Raw genomic sequence first — 20,580 nt, forward strand, 5'->3', positions numbered from 1 at the left:
GTCTTTCCGACGGCAACTTGATTACTTTTGATTGGAGTTGGTGCAATGCTAAGTAATAAACCTACACGATTCTTTCTCTCCTGTGCACTTGTTTTGCCCTTTGCACTGGGTGGGCTGATTGCATTTGGTGCAGCAAGCAGCAATTTGCAACAACAGGACATCGCTCCGAGCGTGCGCGACCAGACAGGGACCTCTCGTGTGTCCGAACCTCTGGATTATCGATCTTCACAGATCATCGTCACCGACCCCGAAGGCATTGCCTACAACGCAGACGTGAATGCACTGGTGCGCTACCCACTGGACGGAGATGGACCCTTTCCAGTGGTGCTCTATTTGCATGGCCGCCACGTAACCTGCAGCTATTTGGGAACCGAATTTTTGAGCACTGGCGAATGTGATCTTGAACTACCCAGCGTACTCGGCCAGCCACTGAACGTGGTGAAATCGGTGGACAGCTACAAAGGCTACGATTACATGGCCAGAAATTTGGCTGCACACGGATATGTAGTGGTATCCATTAATGCCAACGATGTGAACGACAAAGATTTGGCCGGTGATGCAGGGGTTCAGGCGCGATCCGAATTAATTTTGCACCACCTCGATATTTTGCGTGAAATCAACCGGACGGGCTTTTACAGCAAGCTGGACGAACCCTACCTGCTGGCCAGTTTGCGGGGCAAAATCGACATGGGCAAGGTGGGCCTGATGGGCCATTCCCGCGGCGGGCAAGGCGTAACGCATTCACTCAGTGTGAACCAGGCACGTGGCCCCACACTGGAAGTAGGTGAAGTAACGCCAGCTGGCAGCGCATTCAACCAGCCACACAATATCAGTGCTGTGTTTGCCCTGGCCCCGACCAACTTCGACATCATCACCGCGCCCAACGCCACCTTTGCGGTATTGCTGCCTTATTGCGACGGGGATGTTTCCAACCTGCAAGGCGCATTCATGTATGACGAAAGCCGCAATCTGGAGGAAACCACACCGAGTCGAAAGTTTCAACTTGTCACCATGGGCGCAAACCACAATTTCTACAACACCACATGGTCTGGGGATGATTATTCCAACAGTGACTCTTGGTGCGACAGTGCTGCTGAAACGAGTGGACGTGACAGCCCCATTGACCAACGTCGACATGGCGAATTCCTGATGTCTTCTTTCTTTCGTCTTTTCTTGGGCAATGAAACGCAATTCTCATCTTACTGGTCAGGCATGGCCAGCCTGCCCGCCGACGCCTGCCCTGTGGGTTCGGCCAATGCGGGGCAACGGTGTGATGAACGTGTGCACTTGACCATACAAACACCCAAGGAAGAACGCCTTGAAATTGACAACACAGCCACCGCAACATCATTGACAAACAACCAGCTGGGCGGCGCAAACAGCACAAGTGACACAGATCGTTTTGAGTTTTGCTCAACCCGAAATGAATCGGGCACCGTGAACTCGACCGGCTGTCCAAGCCTGCGCACCTGGGCCACCAGTGGCCAGCTTTATCTGGAATCTGACAACAGTGAATCACGCTTCAAAACCCAGCTGAATGATCTGGACGTGACCTCTTATGACAGCCTGACCTTCAGGGTTGGCATACCAGTCAAGGCTGCCGAGAATAATCCTCTGGCAACGGCTCCCAACATGCGTGCCATGCTTACCGACACCTTTGGGCAAAGCACCGTAGTCGATGTCGCCAGCTATTCAAACGCGCTTTATTTGCCACCTGGAGACCCACTGAACACCGAAGGTGCAAAAACCTTGCTGAACATGGTTCGCTTACCGCTGGCCAGCTTTCAAGGCGTGGATTTTGAACATTTGGCCGCTCTGGAATTGATTCATGTTGGCCCTACCCAACTGCAGCTGACCGACTTTCAATTTCAGGCACTGGCAGGTGAGCTTCAGCTTTCCGACTCTGACACAGGAACACCCGTCGAAGTAGACCCCAACGAAGGTTCGGGAAACACAGAAAACGCGGGAAGCGCCTCGGGAGGCGGCGGATCAACCACACTGCCGGGCCTGACAGCGTTGGTGATCTGCTTACTGGCATTCAAACGCAAGCGGGGTGCTAAGGGCGAGCTTCGTAATGTGTAAATGAGCTGATTTCACCCTGTTTGCTCACCAGCAACACATTGTATTCGGCGCGTTTGCTGGGGTAATCAGGGTGTTCCATGCCAGGCGAACCCATGGGCATGGCTGGCACGGACAAACCCACCACGTCAGCAGGCTTCTGGGCCAACAGCTTCTTGATATCGCCAGCGGGCACATGCCCCTCGATGGCATAGCCCGCAACTTTGGCACTGTGACAGCTGCCATATTGCTGTGGCATGCCCAAAGCGGCGCGGAATGAATCGGTATTCTGAACATCATTCACCTTCACGGTGAAGCCGTTCTCCTCCAGGTGCTCAACCCACTCCGAGCAACAACCACAGGTGGGTGTTTTCCACACCTCAACGAAATTGTCTCCTTGCTGGGCCATCTCTGCCGGCTTGTCACTGCAAGCAGAGATCACGCCCGAGCAAGCTACCAGCAAAGCGCCCAGCCAATAATTCGTACGACATTTTTTCATTGAATCAACTCACTTTGAATTCAGTATCGATCAAGCCCGGAAGCACCAAACGAAGTTGATCGCCGCTTTTTAGAGCCCCAACGCCCTCGGGAGTTCCGGTGAAAACAAGATCACCTTCCTGCAAGGTAAAGACCTGGCTTAAATAACGCACGATGAACGGAATAGGAAACAGCATTTTTCGGACATCGCCATGTTGGCGAATTTGCCCGTTCAAATGCATTTGAAACTCAATACTGTGCGGGTGCTCAATGTGTTCAGCGGGCACAAACTGCGTCACTGTGGCCGCACAGTCAAAACCCTTGGCCACAGCCCAGGGCAAGCCGCCCTGCTTGGCTTTGGTTTGCAGGTCCCGCGCAGTCAAGTCCAAGCCCAGGCCGTAGCCAGCAATGTGTTTCAATGCCTTGTCCTCGGCAATATTTTTCCCGCCCTGCCCCACCAGCAACACCAACTCGGCCTCGTAGTGAACATCACCGGAATGCGCAGGCAAAACAATGGGTGTTCCCGGCGGATGCAAAGCCGAGGTGGGTTTGATAAACACCACCGGATCTTCTTCGGGGCGATTGCCCAACTCGGCAATGTGCGCAGCGTAATTTCGGCCGATGCAGAAAATATTACGAACCTGTACTGCTTTGGTTTGCTGGGCCAACAAGGCAATGTGAGGCATGGAAGTGTCCTGTTTAAAGCGTTTATCTTTCAATTGTGCATCAAGTCAAAGTCTCGTCCATAAGGACGAGACGATTTCAGTTGCGCAAGGTACCTGAATTTGTCACCATCAAAAAAAATCGAACTCACCGCATGAAATTACTTGTTGTTGACGATCATTTGCTGTTTCGCGAAGGGTTACGCCACATATTACTGAGGCTTGACCAAACTGTTGATATTCACGAATGCGGCACTGTTCAGGATGCAATAGAAATCGCCAAGCAAATCACCGAATTTGATCTTGTTTTACTGGACATGCAGTTACCAGGCCTTCAAGGACTGGAGGGTCTGCATGCATTAAAGGGGGCTTTCCCCACCAGCCCAATCACCTTGATTTCCGGCGTTGCAGACCAACGCGCAATTGCGGAGGGAATACGCAGTGGCGCCCAAGGCTTTGTCTCGAAATCCGGCAGCGCGGAAGACATGCTGAATGGTCTCAGAAAAGTGATCAACGGCGAACACCACATACCCCCCGAGATCAGCAACTCACAAGGAGTTGGCATTCGGCTGGACCAAACCTATCACCTCACGCCGCGGCAGGTCGAGGTGTTGGCCCAGTTGTGCGAAGGACATTCCAACAAGGAAATTGGACGCACGCTGAGCATGAGCGAGAACACAGTGCGTTGCCACGTGGCCAGCGTATTTCGAGCCTTGGGCGCAAAATCAAGAACCGAAGCAGCCATATTGGCCAAACGCAAGGGTTTGCTGTGACCGCCGCACTGAACATCAACGACGATCAGTACAAACCACTCATTCTTAAAGAACAGACGCGCCTGCTTTTTGAACACCTGCCATTCGTGCTGATCGGCAGCCTGGTTTCTGCCACAGGCGTCGCCGTGATTCTTTGGAATGAAGTTGCGCATTCCGTACTTCTTGGCTGGACGGCGCTGGTCTACCTGTTGTGCCTCGCACGCTGGAAGATTCGTCAATACTTTATGCGACTGGGCACCGATTATGACGCCAATCGCTGGATATACGTGGCTACAGCACTCACCGCGTTGGCAGGGTTGCTGTGGGGAAGCATGGGTGTTCTGTTTTTTGAAGACACTCCACTGGTGCTCATGACGCTGGTGATTGTTTTGGGCGGCATGACAGCGGGCGCGGTTTCATCCCACAGCTGCCATCTTCCAGCTTATATTGCCTTTGCAGTGCCTGCCGTGAGCCCGTTCGCCTTGCGCTGCTTCGCCGAGCTGGATGGTTTTCACGTCGTTCTTGGCACCCTTTCACTCACCTTCATGTTGGTGAATATTCTGTATGGCCGCAACTTGCAGGGAAACTTGCTTGAAACCATGCGACTGCGGTTCCAAAACGCCGACCTTGTGGTGGCACTGACCCATCAAAAAGAGGCTGTTGAGCAGGCAAGCCTGGCCAAAACACGGTTTTTGGCCGCAGCAAGCCATGACCTTCGGCAACCAGTGCAGGCCATTGAACTGTTTGTCGATGTACTTGATCAAGATCTCAAGGACACGCCGGCCACCGTGATGCTGAACCGTATTCGTGCTGCCGGTCGAGGACTTGAGACCTTATTGAATGCCCTGCTCGATTTTTCGAAAATTGATGCTGCGGCAATTACTCCGGACAAAAAACATTTTCCGATTCAATCGATTTTTGATGTGCTTCAAACCGATTTTTGTGCCCAAGCAGACCGCAAGGGTATTTCCATTCGTTTTGTAGGAAGCAGGCTTTGTGTGCATAGCGACCCCAATTTGCTTGAACGAATACTGCGCAACTTTGTGTCCAACGCGATCAAATACACGCCAGCAGGCAGTGTGTTGATTGGATGCAGAAGACAGGAAAGCGATGTCCGGATTGAGGTTCATGACACAGGCATTGGAATTCCAGACAAGGCACACGAGAAGGTTTTCAAGGAATTCGTGCAACTGGACAACCCCGAGCGAGATCGCGAGAAAGGACTAGGCCTGGGTTTGTACATTGCCAGCAGCCTGGCGGGTTTGCTGGGACACCCCATCAGGCTGAATTCCACTGTGGGTCGCGGCTCTGTGTTTTCAGTCACGGTACCCCTCGGAAAAATTCAAACCGAAACACCTGACCAACTTGTACAGCCAAGCCCAAACCAGGGGTTGCGAGACAAAACTGTGCTGTTTATCGATGACGATCCAAATTTGAGAGTGGGTGTTGCCGAAATGCTGGAACGTTGGGACTGCGCCGCGGTTACCGCTGAATCCGCACAGGAAGCACTCGAACTGATGCAGATGAGTGGATTTGTGCCCGATGTGATCGTGGCCGACTATCGCCTTCGACACGATGAAACGGGTGTTCAGGCCATTAAAGCCATTCAGGCCCGCTGGGGCACAGTGCCCGCCGCCATTCTGACTGGTGACACCGAGCCCGAGCGCATTCGCGAAGCTCGGTCATCAGGATTCCCATTGGTTCACAAACCACTGAGTGCAGCCAAGTTGAGAACCTTGCTGACACACTTGCTTGGTAAACCCTAGATACCTGCCTCTTTCAAAAAAGGACCAAAGCAGGTGTCAAGCTCAGCCTTCTGGCACATCATGAATTTGGAGCCCGTGGCATGCATCACGATGTAATTGGTGGCCACATTGCCATTCGGCACTTTATGACCCATGCAATCGGGTTGGTCGTTCACCTGCACCACCGTGTCGACCCAAGTGTAGAAGCCCTGCGCATTTGGCCGCAAGCTGATGTCATACCGGGTTTGCACCACCTGTCCGCCGCTCAGAATTTGGGTGGTGCCATCGGTACGAATGTCGTAGATTTCAGCGCAGTTTTGTTCAGGTAGATTGATTCGCCACAAGCCCACCAGCGGGTGCTCCTGAGGCAATGCGGTGTCCGCATGAACGGCGGCAGAAAAAGCTATCGAGAACACACTCAGCAAAACAACCCTGTAATTCATGTAGCCCCCTGCAACGTTACTTATTGCAATTAGCATACTGAGGCTTACTGGGTAGAGCAAGCCGGAATCAAAAAAAGCCTGTGCCTAAAAAGGCGACAGGCTTTTTGGAGTTACTGCAAAACAACAATCAGAACGGAATGTCATCATCCAGATCGGCTACGCTTTGTGGGGCTGAGCGCTGCGGTGCAGGTGCAGATGAACGCATGCTGCTGCCACCCGAGTTGCGGCTAGGCGCTGGCGACTGATCAAAATCATCGCCTGCCCCCATGGATGAACCACCGCCACCACCACCGCCCTCACGACCACCCAGCAATTGCATCTGATCTGCAATAATTTCAGTGGTGTATTTGTCCACGCCCGACTGGTCTTGCCACTTGCGTGTTTTTAAACGCCCCTCAATGTACACCGAGCGGCCTTTCTTGCAGTACTCGCCTGCAATTTCCGCCAGGCGGCCATAAATTACAACACGGTGCCATTCAGTTTCTTCGCGCTTTTCACCCGTGTTTTTGTCTTTCCAGCTGCTCGACGTGGCCAAGGCCAGGTTAACTACAGCACCGCCATCCGGCAGGTAGCGCACGTCGGGGTCTTTGCCCAAATTACCAACCAGAATTACTTTGTTTACTGAGGCCATGGAATGAATTGCTCCTTAAATTCTTGAATACGTATTGAAATGCATTTGAGCGAGACTACTTATTGGCGCGCTGAGTTGAGTTTGCCAAGCGTGACTAAGCAAGTGGACTTGTTGAGCCATCAGCAGGTACCTGAACTTCGGCCACCGTGGCTGCGCGGGGGGGCAAAGCTTTAATGCCCATGGCTAACAATAACCACACAACCACGAGCAACAACGCACCCTCAAACACACCTTGCGCTCCCAGGTGGCGAAACGCAAGCCCGCCCAAAGCGCCACCTGCAAAAAGCCCCAATGCCTGAGAAGTATTATATACACCCAAAGCCAAACCCCGGTGACTGAGGGGTGCCACTCGTGACACCCACGAGGGAAGGGTAGCCTCAAGCAAATTAAAGCCCACAAAGTAGGCAAGTAACAGCACAACCAGCGCCCAGCCTTGGTTTGAAAACAACACGAAACCCAAAAGCACCGCACCCATCAGGCCGATTGAACCCAGTTTAACCTGCTTGGTTTTCGCTTTTTTCTCGGCCCACACCATCAGTGGCACCATGAGCACAAACGAGCCCAATACCACCGGCAAATACACCTTCCAGTGTTCAGCCAGTGGCAATTCAAGACTGCTGAGCAGCAGGCTGGGCACCACCACAAAAAGGGACATTTGCGTTAAATGCAGGGTAAAAATACCCAGGTTCAGACGCAGCAAATCGGGCTGGGTAAGCACGGCCCAACCATCGGCAAAACTGCCCTTGAGCTTGGCTTCCTGATCGGCCAAATTGGGGGTGGGCAACAGCCAAATCACCACACCAATGCCCAGAATACTCAGCACACCGGTCATGGCAAACAGCCCGCTTAAGCCAAAAAACTTGTACAACACCGGCGAAAACACGAGCGACAAAGCAAAAGTAACGCCAATGGAGGCACCAATCATGGCCATGCCTTTGGAGCGCACTTCATCGCGGGTTACATCGGCCAGCAAGGCCGACAGAGCTGCTGAAATGGCACCAGCGCCCTGCAAGGCGCGCGCCCACACCAGCTGCTCTACTGTTTCGGCCACATAGCCCAACCAGCAACCAACAGCAAATAGCAACAGGCCACCGATAATAATGGGCTTTCTACCCAGTTTGTCTGAGGCCCAACCCAAGGGAATTTGCATACACGCCTGTGCAAGGCCATAAATACCCATGGCCAGGCCCACCAAGCTTAAATTGTCACCACCGGGCATACCCGCAGCATGCAGGGAGAACACGGGCAAAATCATGAACATGCCAAACATGCGCAACGCGTAGATGCTGGCCAGCCACCCTGCGGCTTTGCGCTCGGAGGGCAGCATTTTGAAAGCATCGGGGGCTGCAGTATGGCTCACGGTCTTGCGGCTCATGTGTGATTGAAATTCAAGGGCTTGAACAACCCTTGCAGATGTCTTATTCCGGGAAACCGTCTATAGTATCAGGTTGGCCGCTGATTCCATTTGTTGTACCGCATGAACTCCATACGCATTCGTGGCGCTAGAACCCACAACCTGAAAAACATTTCGCTTGACCTGCCGCGCGACTCGCTTGTGGTGCTGACCGGGCTGTCTGGCTCTGGCAAATCCAGCTTGGCTTTCGACACTTTGTATGCCGAAGGGCAACGCCGTTACGTGGAAAGTTTGTCCGCGTACGCCCGCCAGTTCTTGCAGTTGATGGAAAAACCCGATGTGGATTTGATCGAGGGGCTGTCCCCCGCTATTTCCATTGAGCAAAAAGCCACCAGCCACAACCCGCGCTCCACCGTGGGCACAGTGACTGAAATTCACGACTACCTGCGCTTGCTGTTTGCCCGTGCCGGCACACCCCGCTGCCCTGAACATGACCTTGAACTGAGTGTGCAGACAGTTTCAGAGATGGTGGACACCGTACTGAGTTGGCCCGAGGAAGCGCGCATCATGATTCTTGCGCCGGTGTTGAACCAGCGAAAAGGCGAACATGTGGATTTGCTCAACGACCTGCGCGCGCAGGGCTTCGTGCGCATTCGCCTGAAAAAGGGCCCACAAGAGGCACCCGAAATTCTGGAACTGGATAAGCTCCCGCCGCTGGATAAACACCACAAGCACAATCTGGACGTGGTGGTTGATCGCCTGAAAGTGCGCGTGGATGCCCGCCAGCGCCTGGCGGAAAGTTTCGAGACTGCACTGCGGCTAAGCGATGGCAAAGCCATCGCAGTGAACCTGGACACGAACACTGAAACCGTGTTTTCCAGCAAATTTGCCTGCCCGGTGTGCGACTACAGCCTGACCGAACTGGAACCTCGCTTGTTCTCGTTCAACAACCCGGCGGGCGCCTGCCCGGTGTGCGATGGCCTGGGCCATGAAAACTTTTTCGACCCTTTGCGCGTGGTGGCCCACCCCGATATTTCGCTGGCTGCGGGCGCAATCAGCGGCTGGGATCGCCGCAACGCCTTGTACTACCAGATGATTCAAAGCTTGGCTGCACATTATGGATTCGACCCGGAATCGCCCTGGAACGAGTTGCCAGAAGATGTGCAGCAGGTGGTGTTGTATGGTTCTGGCAGCGAACAAATTACATTCACGTATTTGAGTGAGCGCAGCAAACCAGTGGCCAAAACCCATGCCTTTGAAGGCATTTTGCCCAATCTCACGCGCCGCCACCGCGACACCGACTCTTCAGCGGTGCGTGATGAACTGGGCAAGCTGATGGCAGTGCGAAGCTGTCAGGCCTGCCAAGGCTCACGCCTGAAAACCGGTGCGCGCCATGTATTCATTGGCGAACACGAACACCGCAAGGCCTTGCATCAGGTCACTGAGCTGCCCATTCACAAAGCACTGAGTTATTTTGAAACCATGCAAATGCAGGGCGCCAAAGGGCAAATTGCAGAAAAAATTGTGGTGGAGATCAAGGCGCGTTTGCAGTTTTTGAACGACGTGGGCCTGAACTATTTAACGCTGAACAGAAGTGCAGATACGCTAAGCGGTGGCGAAAGCCAGCGTATCCGACTGGCCAGTCAGATTGGATCAGGGCTAACAGGTGTGATGTATGTACTGGACGAACCCTCAATTGGTTTGCACCAACGCGACAACGACCGCCTAATACAAACCCTGTTGCGCCTGAAGAACTTGGGCAACACCGTACTGGTGGTTGAACACGACGAAGACGCAATTCGCTGCGCCGATTATGTGGTGGACATGGGTCCAGGCGCTGGCGAGCACGGTGGCCAGGTGGTTGCACAAGGCACACCCGCGGAAATTCTGGCCAGCCCGGAATCGCTGACTGGCCAGTACCTGAATGGCAAGCGAAAAATTGAACGTCTGAGCCCCATGCGCAAATCTGACCCTGCGCGCATGCTGACCATTCACAATGCCACCGGTAACAATTTGAAAGATGTCACCGCGAGTATTCCGGTGGGTTTGTTTGTGTGCGTTACGGGTGTTTCAGGTTCAGGCAAATCAACCCTGATCAACGACACTCTGTTGGCCGAGGCTGCACACCAGCTAAACCGTGCGCACAAGGAAGGCGCACCACACAGCCACATCAGCGGGCTTGAACATTTCGACAAAGTAATTGCGGTTGACCAAAGCCCGATAGGCCGCACACCCCGAAGCAACCCGGCAACCTACACAGGTTTGTTCACGCCCATTCGTGAATTGTTCGCAGGCGTGCCCGCCTCGCGTGAGCGCGGTTACGATGTGGGCCGCTTTTCATTCAACGTGAAAGGTGGGCGTTGCGAGGCCTGCCAGGGCGATGGTGTGGTGAAAGTGGAAATGCACTTTTTACCCGACCTGTATGTGCCTTGCGATGTATGCCACGGCAAACGCTACAACCGGGAAACGCTTGAAATTTTATACCGTGGAAAAAGCATTGCCGAGGTGCTGGAATTAACAGTTGAACAAGCGTTGGAAGTGTTCTCGGCCGTACCCAATATTGCGCGCAAACTACAAACCCTGATTGATGTGGGTCTTGGTTACATTCGCCTCGGGCAGTCGGCCACGACACTGTCGGGCGGTGAAGCACAGCGTGTGAAGTTGTCGCTTGAGCTGTCGAAACGCGACACCGGCAAAACCTTGTACATACTGGACGAGCCCACCACTGGCCTTCACTTTCATGACATTGCCATGTTGCTGAAAGTATTGAACCCGCTGGTTGAACAAGGCAATACCGTGCTGGTGATTGAGCACAACCTTGACGTGATTAAATGCGCAGACTGGGTGCTGGACATGGGCCCAGAAGGTGGCGACAACGGCGGCATGCTGATTGCAGAAGGCACACCCATGGACATTGCAAAAAATGCAAACAGCCACACCGGAAAATTTTTGGCCCGCTTTTACAACGACGAGTCTGACAAAGCACAACGCGCCAATGGCTTGTAGTTAAACGCGCGCTTTGTTTGCATTCAACAAATCAATTCCACGAGCGAGATCACCGCGGGCCTGGTCGTTGAGCGGTTCGCTTTGTACCCTGTAGGTTAAATTGTCGACCAGCGCTTGAAGCGGAATGACATTGACTCCTCCGTGCATCTGCCGGTGTTCAAAACCCCGACCAGCGATGCTGTTTTTGGCGGGCACTACATCCACCAACAGTGACTCACGCCCCTGCCCTGCCCAGCTCAGGCTTTCTGTGTTTCCAGGCTCGGACTTAAACCCGAGTTGACTCAAGCCCAGGTGATCAAGATCGGACAGACGGTCCATGGCAGAGGGGCTAACCACCACATCCAGATCATTGGGTCTACTTAAACTGAAGGCTGGGGAAGGAGTTCCCCTGTGAAATATCGTCAGTTTTTCAGTCATGTACAATAGGTGGCTCTTTTTAGCAGTGGGAGCACCATGAACGAGCAACTCGAAACCCTATTCAAATACATCGAACCAGCCAAGCTGCTGGACCTTGGTTTGCAAGCCGCAAAATTTTTTCTGGTCATCGTAGTTGCCTTGATTGTATTGCGCTTGGTAAAAACAGCAATCGATCGCGTCGGTACGCGCATGCAGGCCCGCAGCAAAACACTTGACGATCAAAAACGAATCGAAACCCTGATGCGTGTGCTGAAGTACGTGGCCAACGTGGTCATTTTGCTAATGGGTGCGCTGATTGCCTTGGGGACCATTGGTATTTCAATTGCACCGGTGCTCGCTGCTGCTGGGGTGGTGGGTTTGGCGGTCGGCTTTGGCGCACAAAGCTTGGTGAAAGATTACTTCACAGGCATTGTTTTGCTGATCGAAAACCAGATTCGCGCGGGCGATATTATCGAAGTAGGCGGCAAAAGCGGAACGGTAGAGAACATGACATTGCGTTACGTACGCTTGCGCGACGCCGAAGGCAATGTGCATTTTGTACCGAACGGGCAAATTAACTCCGTCACCAATTCCACGATGGAATTCGCGTATGCAATGATTGATGTAGGCATTGCTTACAAAGAAGACATTGATGCGTCCATCCAGGTGATGCAAAAGGTGGGAACGGAACTGGCTGAAGACAAGGAATGGCGCTCGAAAATTACAGAGCCCATGTCGACCTTTGGTGTGCAGCAACTGGCCGATTCTGCAGTAGTGATCCGTGTGCGATTCAAAACACTGCCTGGTGAGCAATGGGCTGTGAGACGAGAGTACAACAAGCGTATTAAAGCGGCGTTTGACAATGTTGGTATTGAAATTCCATTCCCTCACGTGACCATGTGTCCAAGTGGTGGAGGTGCTGTGGAGCTGCCAGCGCAGATTTCGTCGAGCTAATCAAAAGCAAGAAAAAGCCGCTGGTTTTGCCAGCGGCTTTTTTGATGACTTATTTTACGACCTGTTCAAACTGAAACTTTTCGGCGTGAACATCCCACTTAATGAATATCAGAATTCGATATTCGACCACAATGGATAGCCCCTCATTAAACAATCAACGTTCGGCGTATACGGCACAGATTGCGCATTCTATTCAGAACGAGCGCATTAACTCTGTACAGCGCAATCTGCCCCGGATCTCAAACGTCGCTCACCGACTGGCTCGGTGCCTATACAAATGCATCAATCCCGATGCCCTGCAAGCCCAAGTGTTGCAGCCCGACTTGCTCAAATTCGGGCAACGTGCTGTCGTCTCCAGCAACACCGACCTGGTCGTTGACCAAAGTGCCCGAAACCTGGCCAATACCCGCAAGGTTTTGCCCCACAACCGATTTAATCTGACCGCCAATGGCAGAAAAGCCAATGTGTTTTCGACCAACAACTTATTGAGTGAAGTTCTAAATGGCCAACGTCCATTGGCTCACCTTACGCGCCATGACCGCCTTGATTTCATTGGACACGGCAACAAAACCCATTTTGAGGATTACACCCCTGCCGTGCTGGCCGATTGCGTGGTCGCCAGTGGCTTGCAAGAAATCGGCGTTATCAAGTTGGCCGCTTGCGACATCGGCAAAGGCCAATTTTTGGAAGAATTCGCTCAGGCATTAATTAACCGAGGAGTCCGATTTGGCTACCTTTCAGCCCCAAAATCTTTTTCGTCTGACATGCGATTCACGTTCAAAGCGCTGAACCGCGACAGGACGATTGCACCTTTCTTTTTTTTACCACGCAAATTTTCGGGGCCTTTACCGGAAAAGTTCAATATGAAAACCGTCAAGGGCAATCTTGACATCAGTTTCAAAGACTCTCGCTACAAACAATAAAAAACCGCTGTTGGCATACCAACAGCGGTTTTGCGGAACAATCTCCGAAGCAGAACTGGCTGGGAATTAACGCGGCAATACAGTCGCGCCCATCAGGAACTCGTCCACTTCACGTGCGGCCTGGCGACCTTCGCGAATGGCCCACACCACCAGGGATTGACCACGACGCATGTCGCCTGCAGCAAACACCTTGTCGACGTTGGTGCGGTAACAGCCTTCGCCATCGGTGGTGGCTTTGGCGTTTCCTCGGTTGTCTTTTTCTACACCAAAGGCGTCGAGAATGCTTTTCGCCGGGTTTGTGAAGCCCATTGCGAACAACACCAGGTCCGCCTCAACCATGAACTCTGAACCTGCAATTTCCTGCATCTTCATTTGTCCAGTGGCTTCGTCTTTTACCCATTCCACTTTGGCGCATTTGGCCGCTTTTACGTTGCCTTTGCCATCGTCGATGAATTCCTTGGTGGTGACTGCCCAGTCACGTGCCACACCTTCTTCGTGTGAAGAAGAGGTACGCATTTTCATGGGCCAGTAAGGCCAAACCAACGGCTTGTTTTCTTCTTCGGGTGGCTGGGGCATCAATTCAATTTGCGTCACCTGCTTGGCACCATGGCGGTTGGATGTACCCACGCAATCGGAACCTGTGTCGCCACCACCAATCACGAGCACGCTTTTCTTCGTGGCCATGATTTGGTCTTTCAACTTGTCACCAGCGTTCACGCGGTTTTGCAAGGGCAAGAATTCCATCGCAAAGTGAACACCTTTCAATTGACGACCAGGAATTGGCAAGTCGCGTGGCACTTCTGAACCACCCGTCAAAATAACGGCGTCAAACTGAGCCATCAATTCTTTCGGTGTAATGGTTTCCTTGGCCAAATTGGTGATGCCACCCTCGGCCAGCTTTTCGCCCACAAATACACCTGTCTTGAAGGTCACGCCTTCGGCTTGCATTTGCTCGACACGGCGATCAATGTGGTGCTTTTCCATCTTGAAGTCGGGAATGCCATAACGCAGCAAACCGCCAATGCGGTCGTTCTTTTCGAACACGGTCACATCGTGGCCGACGCGTGCCAACTGCTGCGCAGCAGCCATGCCTGCGGGGCCTGAACCCACCACAGCCACTTTCTTGCCGGTTTTCTGTGTTGGCACCTGTGGCACCACCCAGTTGTTTTCCCAGCCCTTGTCGATGATGGCGTGCTCAATGCTCTTGATGCCGACGGGCTCTTCGTGAATACCCAATGTACACGCTGCTTCACAAGGTGCTGGGCAAATACGACCCGTGAACTCTGGGAAGTTATTGGTGCTGTGCAAAGTTTGCAGCGCCGCCTTCCAGTCCTGCTTGTAAACCAGGTCGTTGAAGTCGGGGATGATGTTATTGACCGGGCAACCGTTGTTACAAAACGGAATGCCGCAATCCATGCAACGCGCACCCTGAATTTTGGCTTCGTCGTCGTTCAATGTAATAACAAATTCTTTGTAGTGCTTGACGCGCTTTTCTGGAGCCTCGCTGGCTTCCTTCAAACGCTCAAACTCCATAAATCCTGTGACCTTTCCCATTTTTCAAATCCTCACTAACAGGTTGGTTCTCAAGCGGCCACGGCAGGTTTGGCCTGCGCTGCCACGTACAGTTCTTTCAGGGCGCGTCGGTATTCTGTCGGGAATACTTTCACGAATTTCTTGCGTTCGGTGCCCCAGTTTTCCAGAATTTCCTTGGCGCGTTCGCTGCCGGTGTAACGGGCATGGCGTTCGACCAGGCTCTTCAGAATCACTTCGTCAGGCTGACGGTCTGCACCACGTGCAGGGCTGTGCCAGATTTCGCGGTTACCCAGCGCTTCCTGTTCGGTTGCGGGCACCACTTCTTCCAGCTCAACCTGCGCCATGTTGCAGCGTTTTGCGAACAGGCCGTCAATGTCGTACACATAGGCCATGCCACCGCTCATACCCGCAGCAAAGTTGCGGCCAGTTTCACCCAGCACAACCACAGTACCGCCGGTCATGTATTCACAACCGTGGTCACCAGTACCTTCGATTACCGCGGCAGCGCCTGAATTGCGAACTGCGAAACGCTCGCCCGCCACACCGCTCAGGAATGCTTCACCTGCGATTGCACCGTACAACACGGTGTTACCGACAATCATGTTTTCTTCAGAAAGGCCACGGAAGTCGTTGGTGGGGCGAACAATGATTCGACCGCCACTCAAGCCCTTGCCCACGTAGTCGTTGCCTTCACCGACCAAGTCAGCAGTCACGCCATGCGCAAGGAATGCACCGAATGATTGACCTGCTGTGCCTGTGAACTGAATGTGAATGGTGTCGTCTGGCAAGCCAGCGTGACCGTAGCGCTTGGCCACTTCACCTGACAACATGGCACCCGCAGTGCGGTTCACGTTCTTGATCGGTGTGATGAAGGAAACGCGCTCGCCTTTTTCCAAAGCTGGCTTGGCCAGTTGGATCAGCTTCTGGTCCAGCGCCTTGTCCAGACCATGGTCTTGGCTGCCTGTGTGCAACAGCGGCTCTGTGGTGCCTTCTGGTACCCACAGCAAGCGGCTGAAGTCCAGGCCCTTGGCCTTCCAGTGTGAAATGCCTTTCTTCATGTCAAGCAGATTCGCACGGCCAATCAGGTCGTCGAACTTGCGAATGCCGAGCTGCGCCATGATTTCGCGCACTTCGTTGGCCACGAAGAAGAAGTAGTTCACCACATGCTCTGGCTTGCCGGTGAATTTCTTGCGAAGTTCAGGGTTCTGTGTCGCAACACCCACGGGGCAGGTATTCAAGTGGCACTTGCGCATCATGATGCAGCCTTCAACAACCAGCGGTGCGGTGGCAAAGCCGAATTCATCTGCACCCAGCATGGCGCCAATTACCACGTCGCGGCCAGTTTTCATTTGGCCGTCAACCTGCACGCGAATGCGTCCACGCAAACCGTTCAGCACCAGCGTTTGCTGTGTTTCAGCCAAGCCCAGTTCCCAGTTGGTACCTGCGTGCTTGATCGATGAAACAGGCGACGCACCAGTACCACCGTCTTGACCAGCGATTACCAGGTGATCAGCCTTGGCCTTCGATACGCCCGCGGCAATTGTACCTACACCCACTTCAGACACCAGCTTCACCGAGACCGAGGCTTGCGGGTTCACGTTCTTCAGGTCGTGAATCAGCTGCGCCAAATCTTCGATTGAATAAATGTCATGGTGAGGGGGAGGAGAAATCAAGCCCACACCAGGCACGGAATAGCGCAGCTTGCCGATATAATCGGACACCTTGCCACCAGGCAACTGACCACCCTCACCAGGCTTGGCGCCTTGCGCCATCTTGATCTGGATTTGATCAGCCGAAGTCAGGTATTCAGCAGTCACGCCGAAACGGCCTGAAGCAACCTGTTTGATGCGTGAGCGCAGTGAGTCACCCTTCTTCAAGGGGAAGTCTGCAACCACCACGTCACCAAGGAAGCTCTTCAGTGTCTCGCCGTCTTGAATCAAACCTTGGCCGGGACCAAACTTTTCAAGGCCTGCACGCAGTTCAGCGCTGTAACGCTTTTCATCTTCGCCGCCTTCACCAGTGTTGCTTTTGCCGCCAATGCGGTTCATGGCAACTGCCAAGGTGGAGTGCGCCTCAGTTGAAATCGAGCCCAGTGACATCGCACCGGTTGCGAAGCGCTTCACGATTTCTTCAGCCGCTTCCACTTCTTCAATTGGAATGGCTTTAGAAGGATCGATCTTGAACTCGAACAATCCACGCAAGGTCATGTGGCGCTTGCTTTGATCATTGATGATCTGCGCGTATTCCTTGTAAGTGTTGTAAGTGCCTGAACGTGTGGCATGCTGCAATTTTGCAATTGCATCAGGGGTCCACATGTGTTCTTCACCACGGGTACGCCAAGCGTATTCACCACCCGCATCCAGAGCACCGGCCAACACGGGGTCGGGGCTGAAAGCGGCTTGGTGAATGCGAATGGCTTCTTCAGCCACTTCGAACACGCCAATGCCTTCTACCTTGGTGGGGGTGCCAGCGAAGTAGGCATCTACGAAAGCCTGGTTCAAACCAACCGCTTCAAAAATTTGCGCGCCGGTGTAGCTCATGTAGGTAGAAATGCCCATCTTGGACATCACTTTCATCAAGCCCTTGCCCACCGCCTTGATGTAGTTGTATACCGCTTTTTCGGGGCTCAGGTCGCCAGGCAAACCTTTGCTCATATCAGCAATGGTTTCCATGGCCAGGTAGGGGTGCACGGCTTCTGCGCCGTAACCTGCCAACAAGGCAAAGTGGTGTACTTCACGGGCAGAACCAGTTTCAACCACCAAACCAGTGCTGGTACGCAGGCCCACTTTCACCAAATGCTGGTGAATGGCGGAAACAGCCAGCAGCGCAGGAATGGCCACGTTGTCACGGCTCATCATGCGGTCGGTGATGATCAAAATATTCACACCGTTCTTGACTGCATCACGCGCTTCGGCACACAGGGAAGCGATGCGCGCTTCAATGCCTTCCTTGCCCCATGCAACTGGGTAGCAAATGTTCAATTCATGGCTGGTGAACTTGCCGCCAGTGAAGGCTTCAATGTTGCGAATCTTCGCCATATCCTTCGATGTGAGCACAGGCTGTGACACTTCAAGACGCATGGGCGGGTTGATGTTGTTCAGGTCAAGCAGGTTGGGCTTTGGGCCGATGAAGCTGTTCAGGCTCATCACCAGATTTTCACGAATCGGGTCGATTGGTGGGTTGGTCACCTGCGCGAACAACTGCTTGAAATAGTTGTACAGCGGCTTGAGCTTGTTGGACATCACCGCCAATGGGCTGTCGTTGCCCATGGAGCCAGTGGCCTCTTCGCCGTTTTGCAGCATGGGGGCCATCAGGAATTTGAGGTCTTCCTGGGTGTAACCAAACGCTTGCTGGCGATCCAGCAAGGTTTCATTGGGTTCGATTGGCTCGGGTTGACCTTCCACTTCGTCCAGCTTCACACGAATGGTATCAATCCACTGCTTGTATGGCTTGGCAGCGCTGAGCTGGTTCTTCAACTCATCGTCGTTAATAATGCGGCCAGCTTCCATGTCGATCAGGAACATTTTGCCGGGCTGCAGGCGCCACTTCTTTACAATTTTGCTTTCCGGAATTGGCAATGTGCCCGATTCCGAAGCCATCACAACCAAATCATCTTCGGTCACGATGTAGCGTGCTGGGCGCAAGCCGTTGCGGTCAAGCGTGGCACCAATCTGCTTGCCATCGGTGAAAGCCATGGCAGCAGGGCCGTCCCAAGGTTCCATCATGGCGGCATGGTACTCATAGAAGGCGCGACGGTTGTCGTCCATCAAGGTGTGCTGCTCCCACGCTTCCGGCACCATCATCATCATGGCCTGGGCAATCGGGTAGCCTGCCATCACCAGCAGTTCCAGACAATTGTCGAAACAGGCGGTGTCAGACTGGCCTTCAAAAATCAAGGGGTACAGTTTCTGCAGGTCGTCGCCCAACACGGCGCTCTTCATCACGCCTTCACGTGCACGCATCCAGTTGAAGTTGCCTTTCACGGTGTTGATTTCACCGTTGTGCGCCAACATGCGGTAGGGGTGAGCCAGCGGCCACTCCGGGAATGTGTTGGTTGAAAAGCGCTGATGCACCAAGGCCAAGGCCGACACGCAACGTGAATCTTTTAGGTCGAGGTAGTACTCGCCAACCTGGTTGGCCAACAACAGGCCCTTGTACACAATGGTACGAGCGCTCATGGAGGGGCTGAAATATTCAGTGCCGTGCGCCAGGTTCAGGTTCTTGATGGCGTGCACTGCGCGCTTGCGAATCACATACAGTTTGCGTTCCAGCGCGTCGGTCACCATGATGTCGCGGCCACGGCCTACGAACACCTGGCGAATTACCGGCTCCTTCAAGCGCACGGTGGGGCTCATGGGCATGTCGGCATTCACCGGCACATCGCGCCAGCCCAACAACACCTGTCCTTCGGCCTTGATCGCACGCTCGATTTCCTGCTCACAAGCAATGCGTGATGCTGTTTCTTTGGGCAAGAACAACATGCCCACGCCGTATTCACCGGCGGGTGGCAGTGTTACGCCCTGCTTGGCCATTTCTTCACGGAAGAAGGCATCGGGGATCTGAATCAGGATACCGGCACCGTCGCCCATCAATGGGTCGGCACCCACGGCACCACGGTGGTCCAGGTTTTCCAGAATTTTCAGGCCGCCCGCGATAATGTCATGCGTACGCTTGCCTTTGATGTGCGCCACAAAACCAACGCCACAGGCGTCGTGTTCATTGCTGGCGGAGTACATGCCTTTTTCTTCGGCAATCTTTCTAATGTCTTGTTGCATGGAAAAGCCCCTGATTTCAGTACGTTGGTCACTTTACTGCAGCGCGGCAAGATTCTCAAGGAAAATAAAAGGGGTCTGACCCTATTTATTGCACCCCATCAAAATCAGGGGATTATAAATAGGGACACACAAAATAAATCAGCGTGTTTTTTGCACCTAGTCGGTGCCTTGATTCTTTATTGTTGGACGTCCGCGGGACCGAGGGCGAGCCGGTCGATTCGCAAGCTCTTGAATTTGCGCGCAAAAAACATCATCGCTCCAAAGCCACCCCTTGCGCAAGCATTCTGCAAGGGCTGAGCTGTCGTGCTCGCCAAGGCCTTGTTCACTGAACTGCCTATAGCGGCTTTGACGCTCGAAGGGTGTGTTGCCCAGTTGCCAATAAATTGGCAAATCAACCAACCAGGCTTCATTCACCACTCCGGCATGGGCAGCAAAACTGCTCCAGGGATAAGTGGCCAAATCAGGGGCACCTGCCGCACGCATGGCCAATTGCTCAACAAACAGGCAGGCTTTCAAGCTGTGCAAACCGGGCTGAACCACTGTGGATTTAAACCGGGGCTCCCACAGCGCACTGGAATGCACTGCTTGCACCTGCCGAACAGCAGGCGAAAAATGCCGGTTCAGGTTTTGTACAAAACGCCCGGCTTGGGCAGCCTGGGCAGTGCTGATCATGAGCAATGCACCTGCCGGCACCAGGCAATATGCATGAATTGCCACGTCTTCTTCGGAAGCGCTTTGGGGCAACTGGGCATGAAACAAGGAAAAAGCCTCGCGGGTTTTGAATACGTCCTGCCCGGCGATGCCCTGTAACTCCAGCACCATGGGACATCCAGGAATAAACAGTCGGGCTTGGCGAGCCATGGGGCGCTGG

At 53.4% G+C, this 20,580-nt stretch carries 15 protein-coding genes; 6 read left to right on the plus strand and 9 right to left on the minus strand.

The window, feature by feature from the left end; genetic code table 11:
• Positions 1 to 45: 45 nt before the first annotated feature.
• A complete protein-coding gene (locus tag PY990_RS02405) occupies positions 46 to 2,082 on the plus strand; it encodes an alpha/beta hydrolase (RefSeq protein ID WP_275270246.1) in 2,037 nt (678 codons plus the stop codon).
• Here PY990_RS02405 and PY990_RS02410 read toward each other — a convergent pair.
• Positions 2,057 to 2,557: a DUF411 domain-containing protein gene (locus PY990_RS02410; RefSeq protein ID WP_275270247.1), complete on the minus strand. Its 501-nt coding sequence runs from the start codon at positions 2,555 to 2,557 to the stop codon at positions 2,057 to 2,059. The genes PY990_RS02405 and PY990_RS02410 overlap by 26 nt on opposite strands.
• Before the next feature lie 4 nt (positions 2,558 to 2,561).
• Complete coding sequence (locus PY990_RS02415) at positions 2,562 to 3,221, minus strand: fumarylacetoacetate hydrolase family protein (RefSeq protein ID WP_275270248.1); 660 nt, start codon at positions 3,219 to 3,221, stop codon at positions 2,562 to 2,564.
• A gap of 131 nt (positions 3,222 to 3,352) precedes the next feature.
• Here PY990_RS02415 and PY990_RS02420 point away from each other — a divergent pair, with 131 nt between their 5' ends.
• Positions 3,353 to 3,970: a response regulator transcription factor gene (locus PY990_RS02420; RefSeq protein WP_275270249.1), complete on the plus strand. Its 618-nt coding sequence runs from the start codon at positions 3,353 to 3,355 to the stop codon at positions 3,968 to 3,970.
• Entirely contained in the window at positions 3,967 to 5,715 is a 1,749-nt protein-coding gene (locus tag PY990_RS02425; protein WP_275270250.1) for an ATP-binding response regulator, read from the plus strand. The genes PY990_RS02420 and PY990_RS02425 overlap by 4 nt, the downstream gene beginning before the upstream one ends.
• On the opposite strand, the gene PY990_RS02430 is transcribed toward PY990_RS02425, so the two are convergent.
• The 3 genes from PY990_RS02430 to PY990_RS02440 all read right to left on the minus strand — a co-directional run bounded on the left by PY990_RS02430 (position 5,712) and on the right by PY990_RS02440 (position 8,143).
• Complete coding sequence (locus PY990_RS02430; RefSeq protein WP_171097450.1) at positions 5,712 to 6,137, minus strand: hypothetical protein; 426 nt, start codon at positions 6,135 to 6,137, stop codon at positions 5,712 to 5,714. The two genes, PY990_RS02425 and PY990_RS02430, sit on opposite strands and share 4 nt — an antisense overlap.
• A 127-nt stretch (positions 6,138 to 6,264) precedes the next feature.
• Positions 6,265 to 6,768, minus strand: coding sequence for a single-stranded DNA-binding protein (ssb, locus tag PY990_RS02435; RefSeq protein ID WP_171097448.1), 504 nt, complete (start codon positions 6,766 to 6,768; stop codon positions 6,265 to 6,267).
• 94 nt (positions 6,769 to 6,862) lie between these two features.
• On the minus strand, positions 6,863 to 8,143 hold the full coding sequence (locus tag PY990_RS02440) for an MFS transporter (protein WP_275270251.1): 1,281 nt from the start codon (positions 8,141 to 8,143) through the stop codon (positions 6,863 to 6,865).
• Between the two features lie 102 nt (positions 8,144 to 8,245).
• Between PY990_RS02440 and uvrA the strand changes: the two genes are divergently transcribed.
• A complete protein-coding gene (gene uvrA / locus PY990_RS02445) occupies positions 8,246 to 11,128 on the plus strand; it encodes an excinuclease ABC subunit UvrA (protein ID WP_275270252.1) in 2,883 nt (960 codons plus the stop codon).
• Here the strand turns inward: uvrA and PY990_RS02450 are convergent, their stop codons facing one another.
• Positions 11,129 to 11,545, minus strand: coding sequence for a hypothetical protein (locus tag PY990_RS02450; protein WP_275270253.1), 417 nt, complete (start codon positions 11,543 to 11,545; stop codon positions 11,129 to 11,131).
• Positions 11,546 to 11,581: 36 nt separating this feature from the next.
• Here PY990_RS02450 and PY990_RS02455 point away from each other — a divergent pair, with 36 nt between their 5' ends.
• A complete protein-coding gene (locus tag PY990_RS02455; RefSeq protein WP_275270254.1) occupies positions 11,582 to 12,478 on the plus strand; it encodes a mechanosensitive ion channel family protein in 897 nt (298 codons plus the stop codon).
• A 308-nt stretch (positions 12,479 to 12,786) separates the two neighbouring features.
• On the plus strand, positions 12,787 to 13,401 hold the full coding sequence (locus PY990_RS02460; protein ID WP_275270255.1) for a hypothetical protein: 615 nt from the start codon (positions 12,787 to 12,789) through the stop codon (positions 13,399 to 13,401).
• A 66-nt stretch (positions 13,402 to 13,467) separates the two neighbouring features.
• On the opposite strand, the gene PY990_RS02465 is transcribed toward PY990_RS02460, so the two are convergent.
• The 3 genes from PY990_RS02465 to PY990_RS02475 form a co-directional block, all read right to left on the minus strand.
• Positions 13,468 to 14,955, minus strand: a complete 1,488-nt coding sequence (locus PY990_RS02465; protein WP_275270256.1) for a glutamate synthase subunit beta — start codon at positions 14,953 to 14,955, stop codon at positions 13,468 to 13,470.
• Between the two features lie 29 nt (positions 14,956 to 14,984).
• Positions 14,985 to 19,709 (minus strand): glutamate synthase-related protein, encoded by a 4,725-nt coding sequence (locus PY990_RS02470; protein ID WP_275270257.1) that lies wholly within the window; start codon positions 19,707 to 19,709, stop codon positions 14,985 to 14,987.
• A 156-nt stretch (positions 19,710 to 19,865) separates the two neighbouring features.
• Positions 19,866 to 20,570 carry a hypothetical protein gene (locus tag PY990_RS02475; RefSeq protein WP_275270258.1) on the minus strand — a complete coding sequence of 235 codons (705 nt, stop codon included), beginning with the start codon at positions 20,568 to 20,570 and terminating at the stop codon, positions 19,866 to 19,868.
• Between the last annotated feature and the right edge of the window lie 10 nt (positions 20,571 to 20,580).

The organism is Limnobacter olei (assembly GCF_029087225.1).
In the GTDB taxonomy this organism is placed as follows: domain Bacteria; phylum Pseudomonadota; class Gammaproteobacteria; order Burkholderiales; family Burkholderiaceae_B; genus Limnobacter; species Limnobacter olei.

Coding starts and splice junctions, on each gene's coding strand:
- PY990_RS02405 (WP_275270246.1), top strand. CDS start 46: ATGCTAAGTAATAAACCTACACGATTCTTTCTCTCCTGTGCACTTGTT.
- PY990_RS02410 (WP_275270247.1), bottom strand. CDS start 2,557: ATGAAAAAATGTCGTACGAATTATTGGCTGGGCGCTTTGCTGGTAGCT.
- PY990_RS02415 (WP_275270248.1), bottom strand. CDS start 3,221: ATGCCTCACATTGCCTTGTTGGCCCAGCAAACCAAAGCAGTACAGGTT.
- PY990_RS02420 (WP_275270249.1), top strand. CDS start 3,353: ATGAAATTACTTGTTGTTGACGATCATTTGCTGTTTCGCGAAGGGTTA.
- PY990_RS02430 (WP_171097450.1), bottom strand. CDS start 6,137: ATGAATTACAGGGTTGTTTTGCTGAGTGTGTTCTCGATAGCTTTTTCT.
- ssb (WP_171097448.1), bottom strand. CDS start 6,768: ATGGCCTCAGTAAACAAAGTAATTCTGGTTGGTAATTTGGGCAAAGAC.
- PY990_RS02440 (WP_275270251.1), bottom strand. CDS start 8,143: ATGAGCCGCAAGACCGTGAGCCATACTGCAGCCCCCGATGCTTTCAAA.
- uvrA (WP_275270252.1), top strand. CDS start 8,246: ATGAACTCCATACGCATTCGTGGCGCTAGAACCCACAACCTGAAAAAC.
- PY990_RS02450 (WP_275270253.1), bottom strand. CDS start 11,545: ATGACTGAAAAACTGACGATATTTCACAGGGGAACTCCTTCCCCAGCC.
- PY990_RS02455 (WP_275270254.1), top strand. CDS start 11,582: ATGAACGAGCAACTCGAAACCCTATTCAAATACATCGAACCAGCCAAG.
- PY990_RS02465 (WP_275270256.1), bottom strand. CDS start 14,955: ATGGGAAAGGTCACAGGATTTATGGAGTTTGAGCGTTTGAAGGAAGCC.
- PY990_RS02470 (WP_275270257.1), bottom strand. CDS start 19,709: ATGCAACAAGACATTAGAAAGATTGCCGAAGAAAAAGGCATGTACTCC.
- PY990_RS02475 (WP_275270258.1), bottom strand. CDS start 20,570: ATGGCTCGCCAAGCCCGACTGTTTATTCCTGGATGTCCCATGGTGCTG.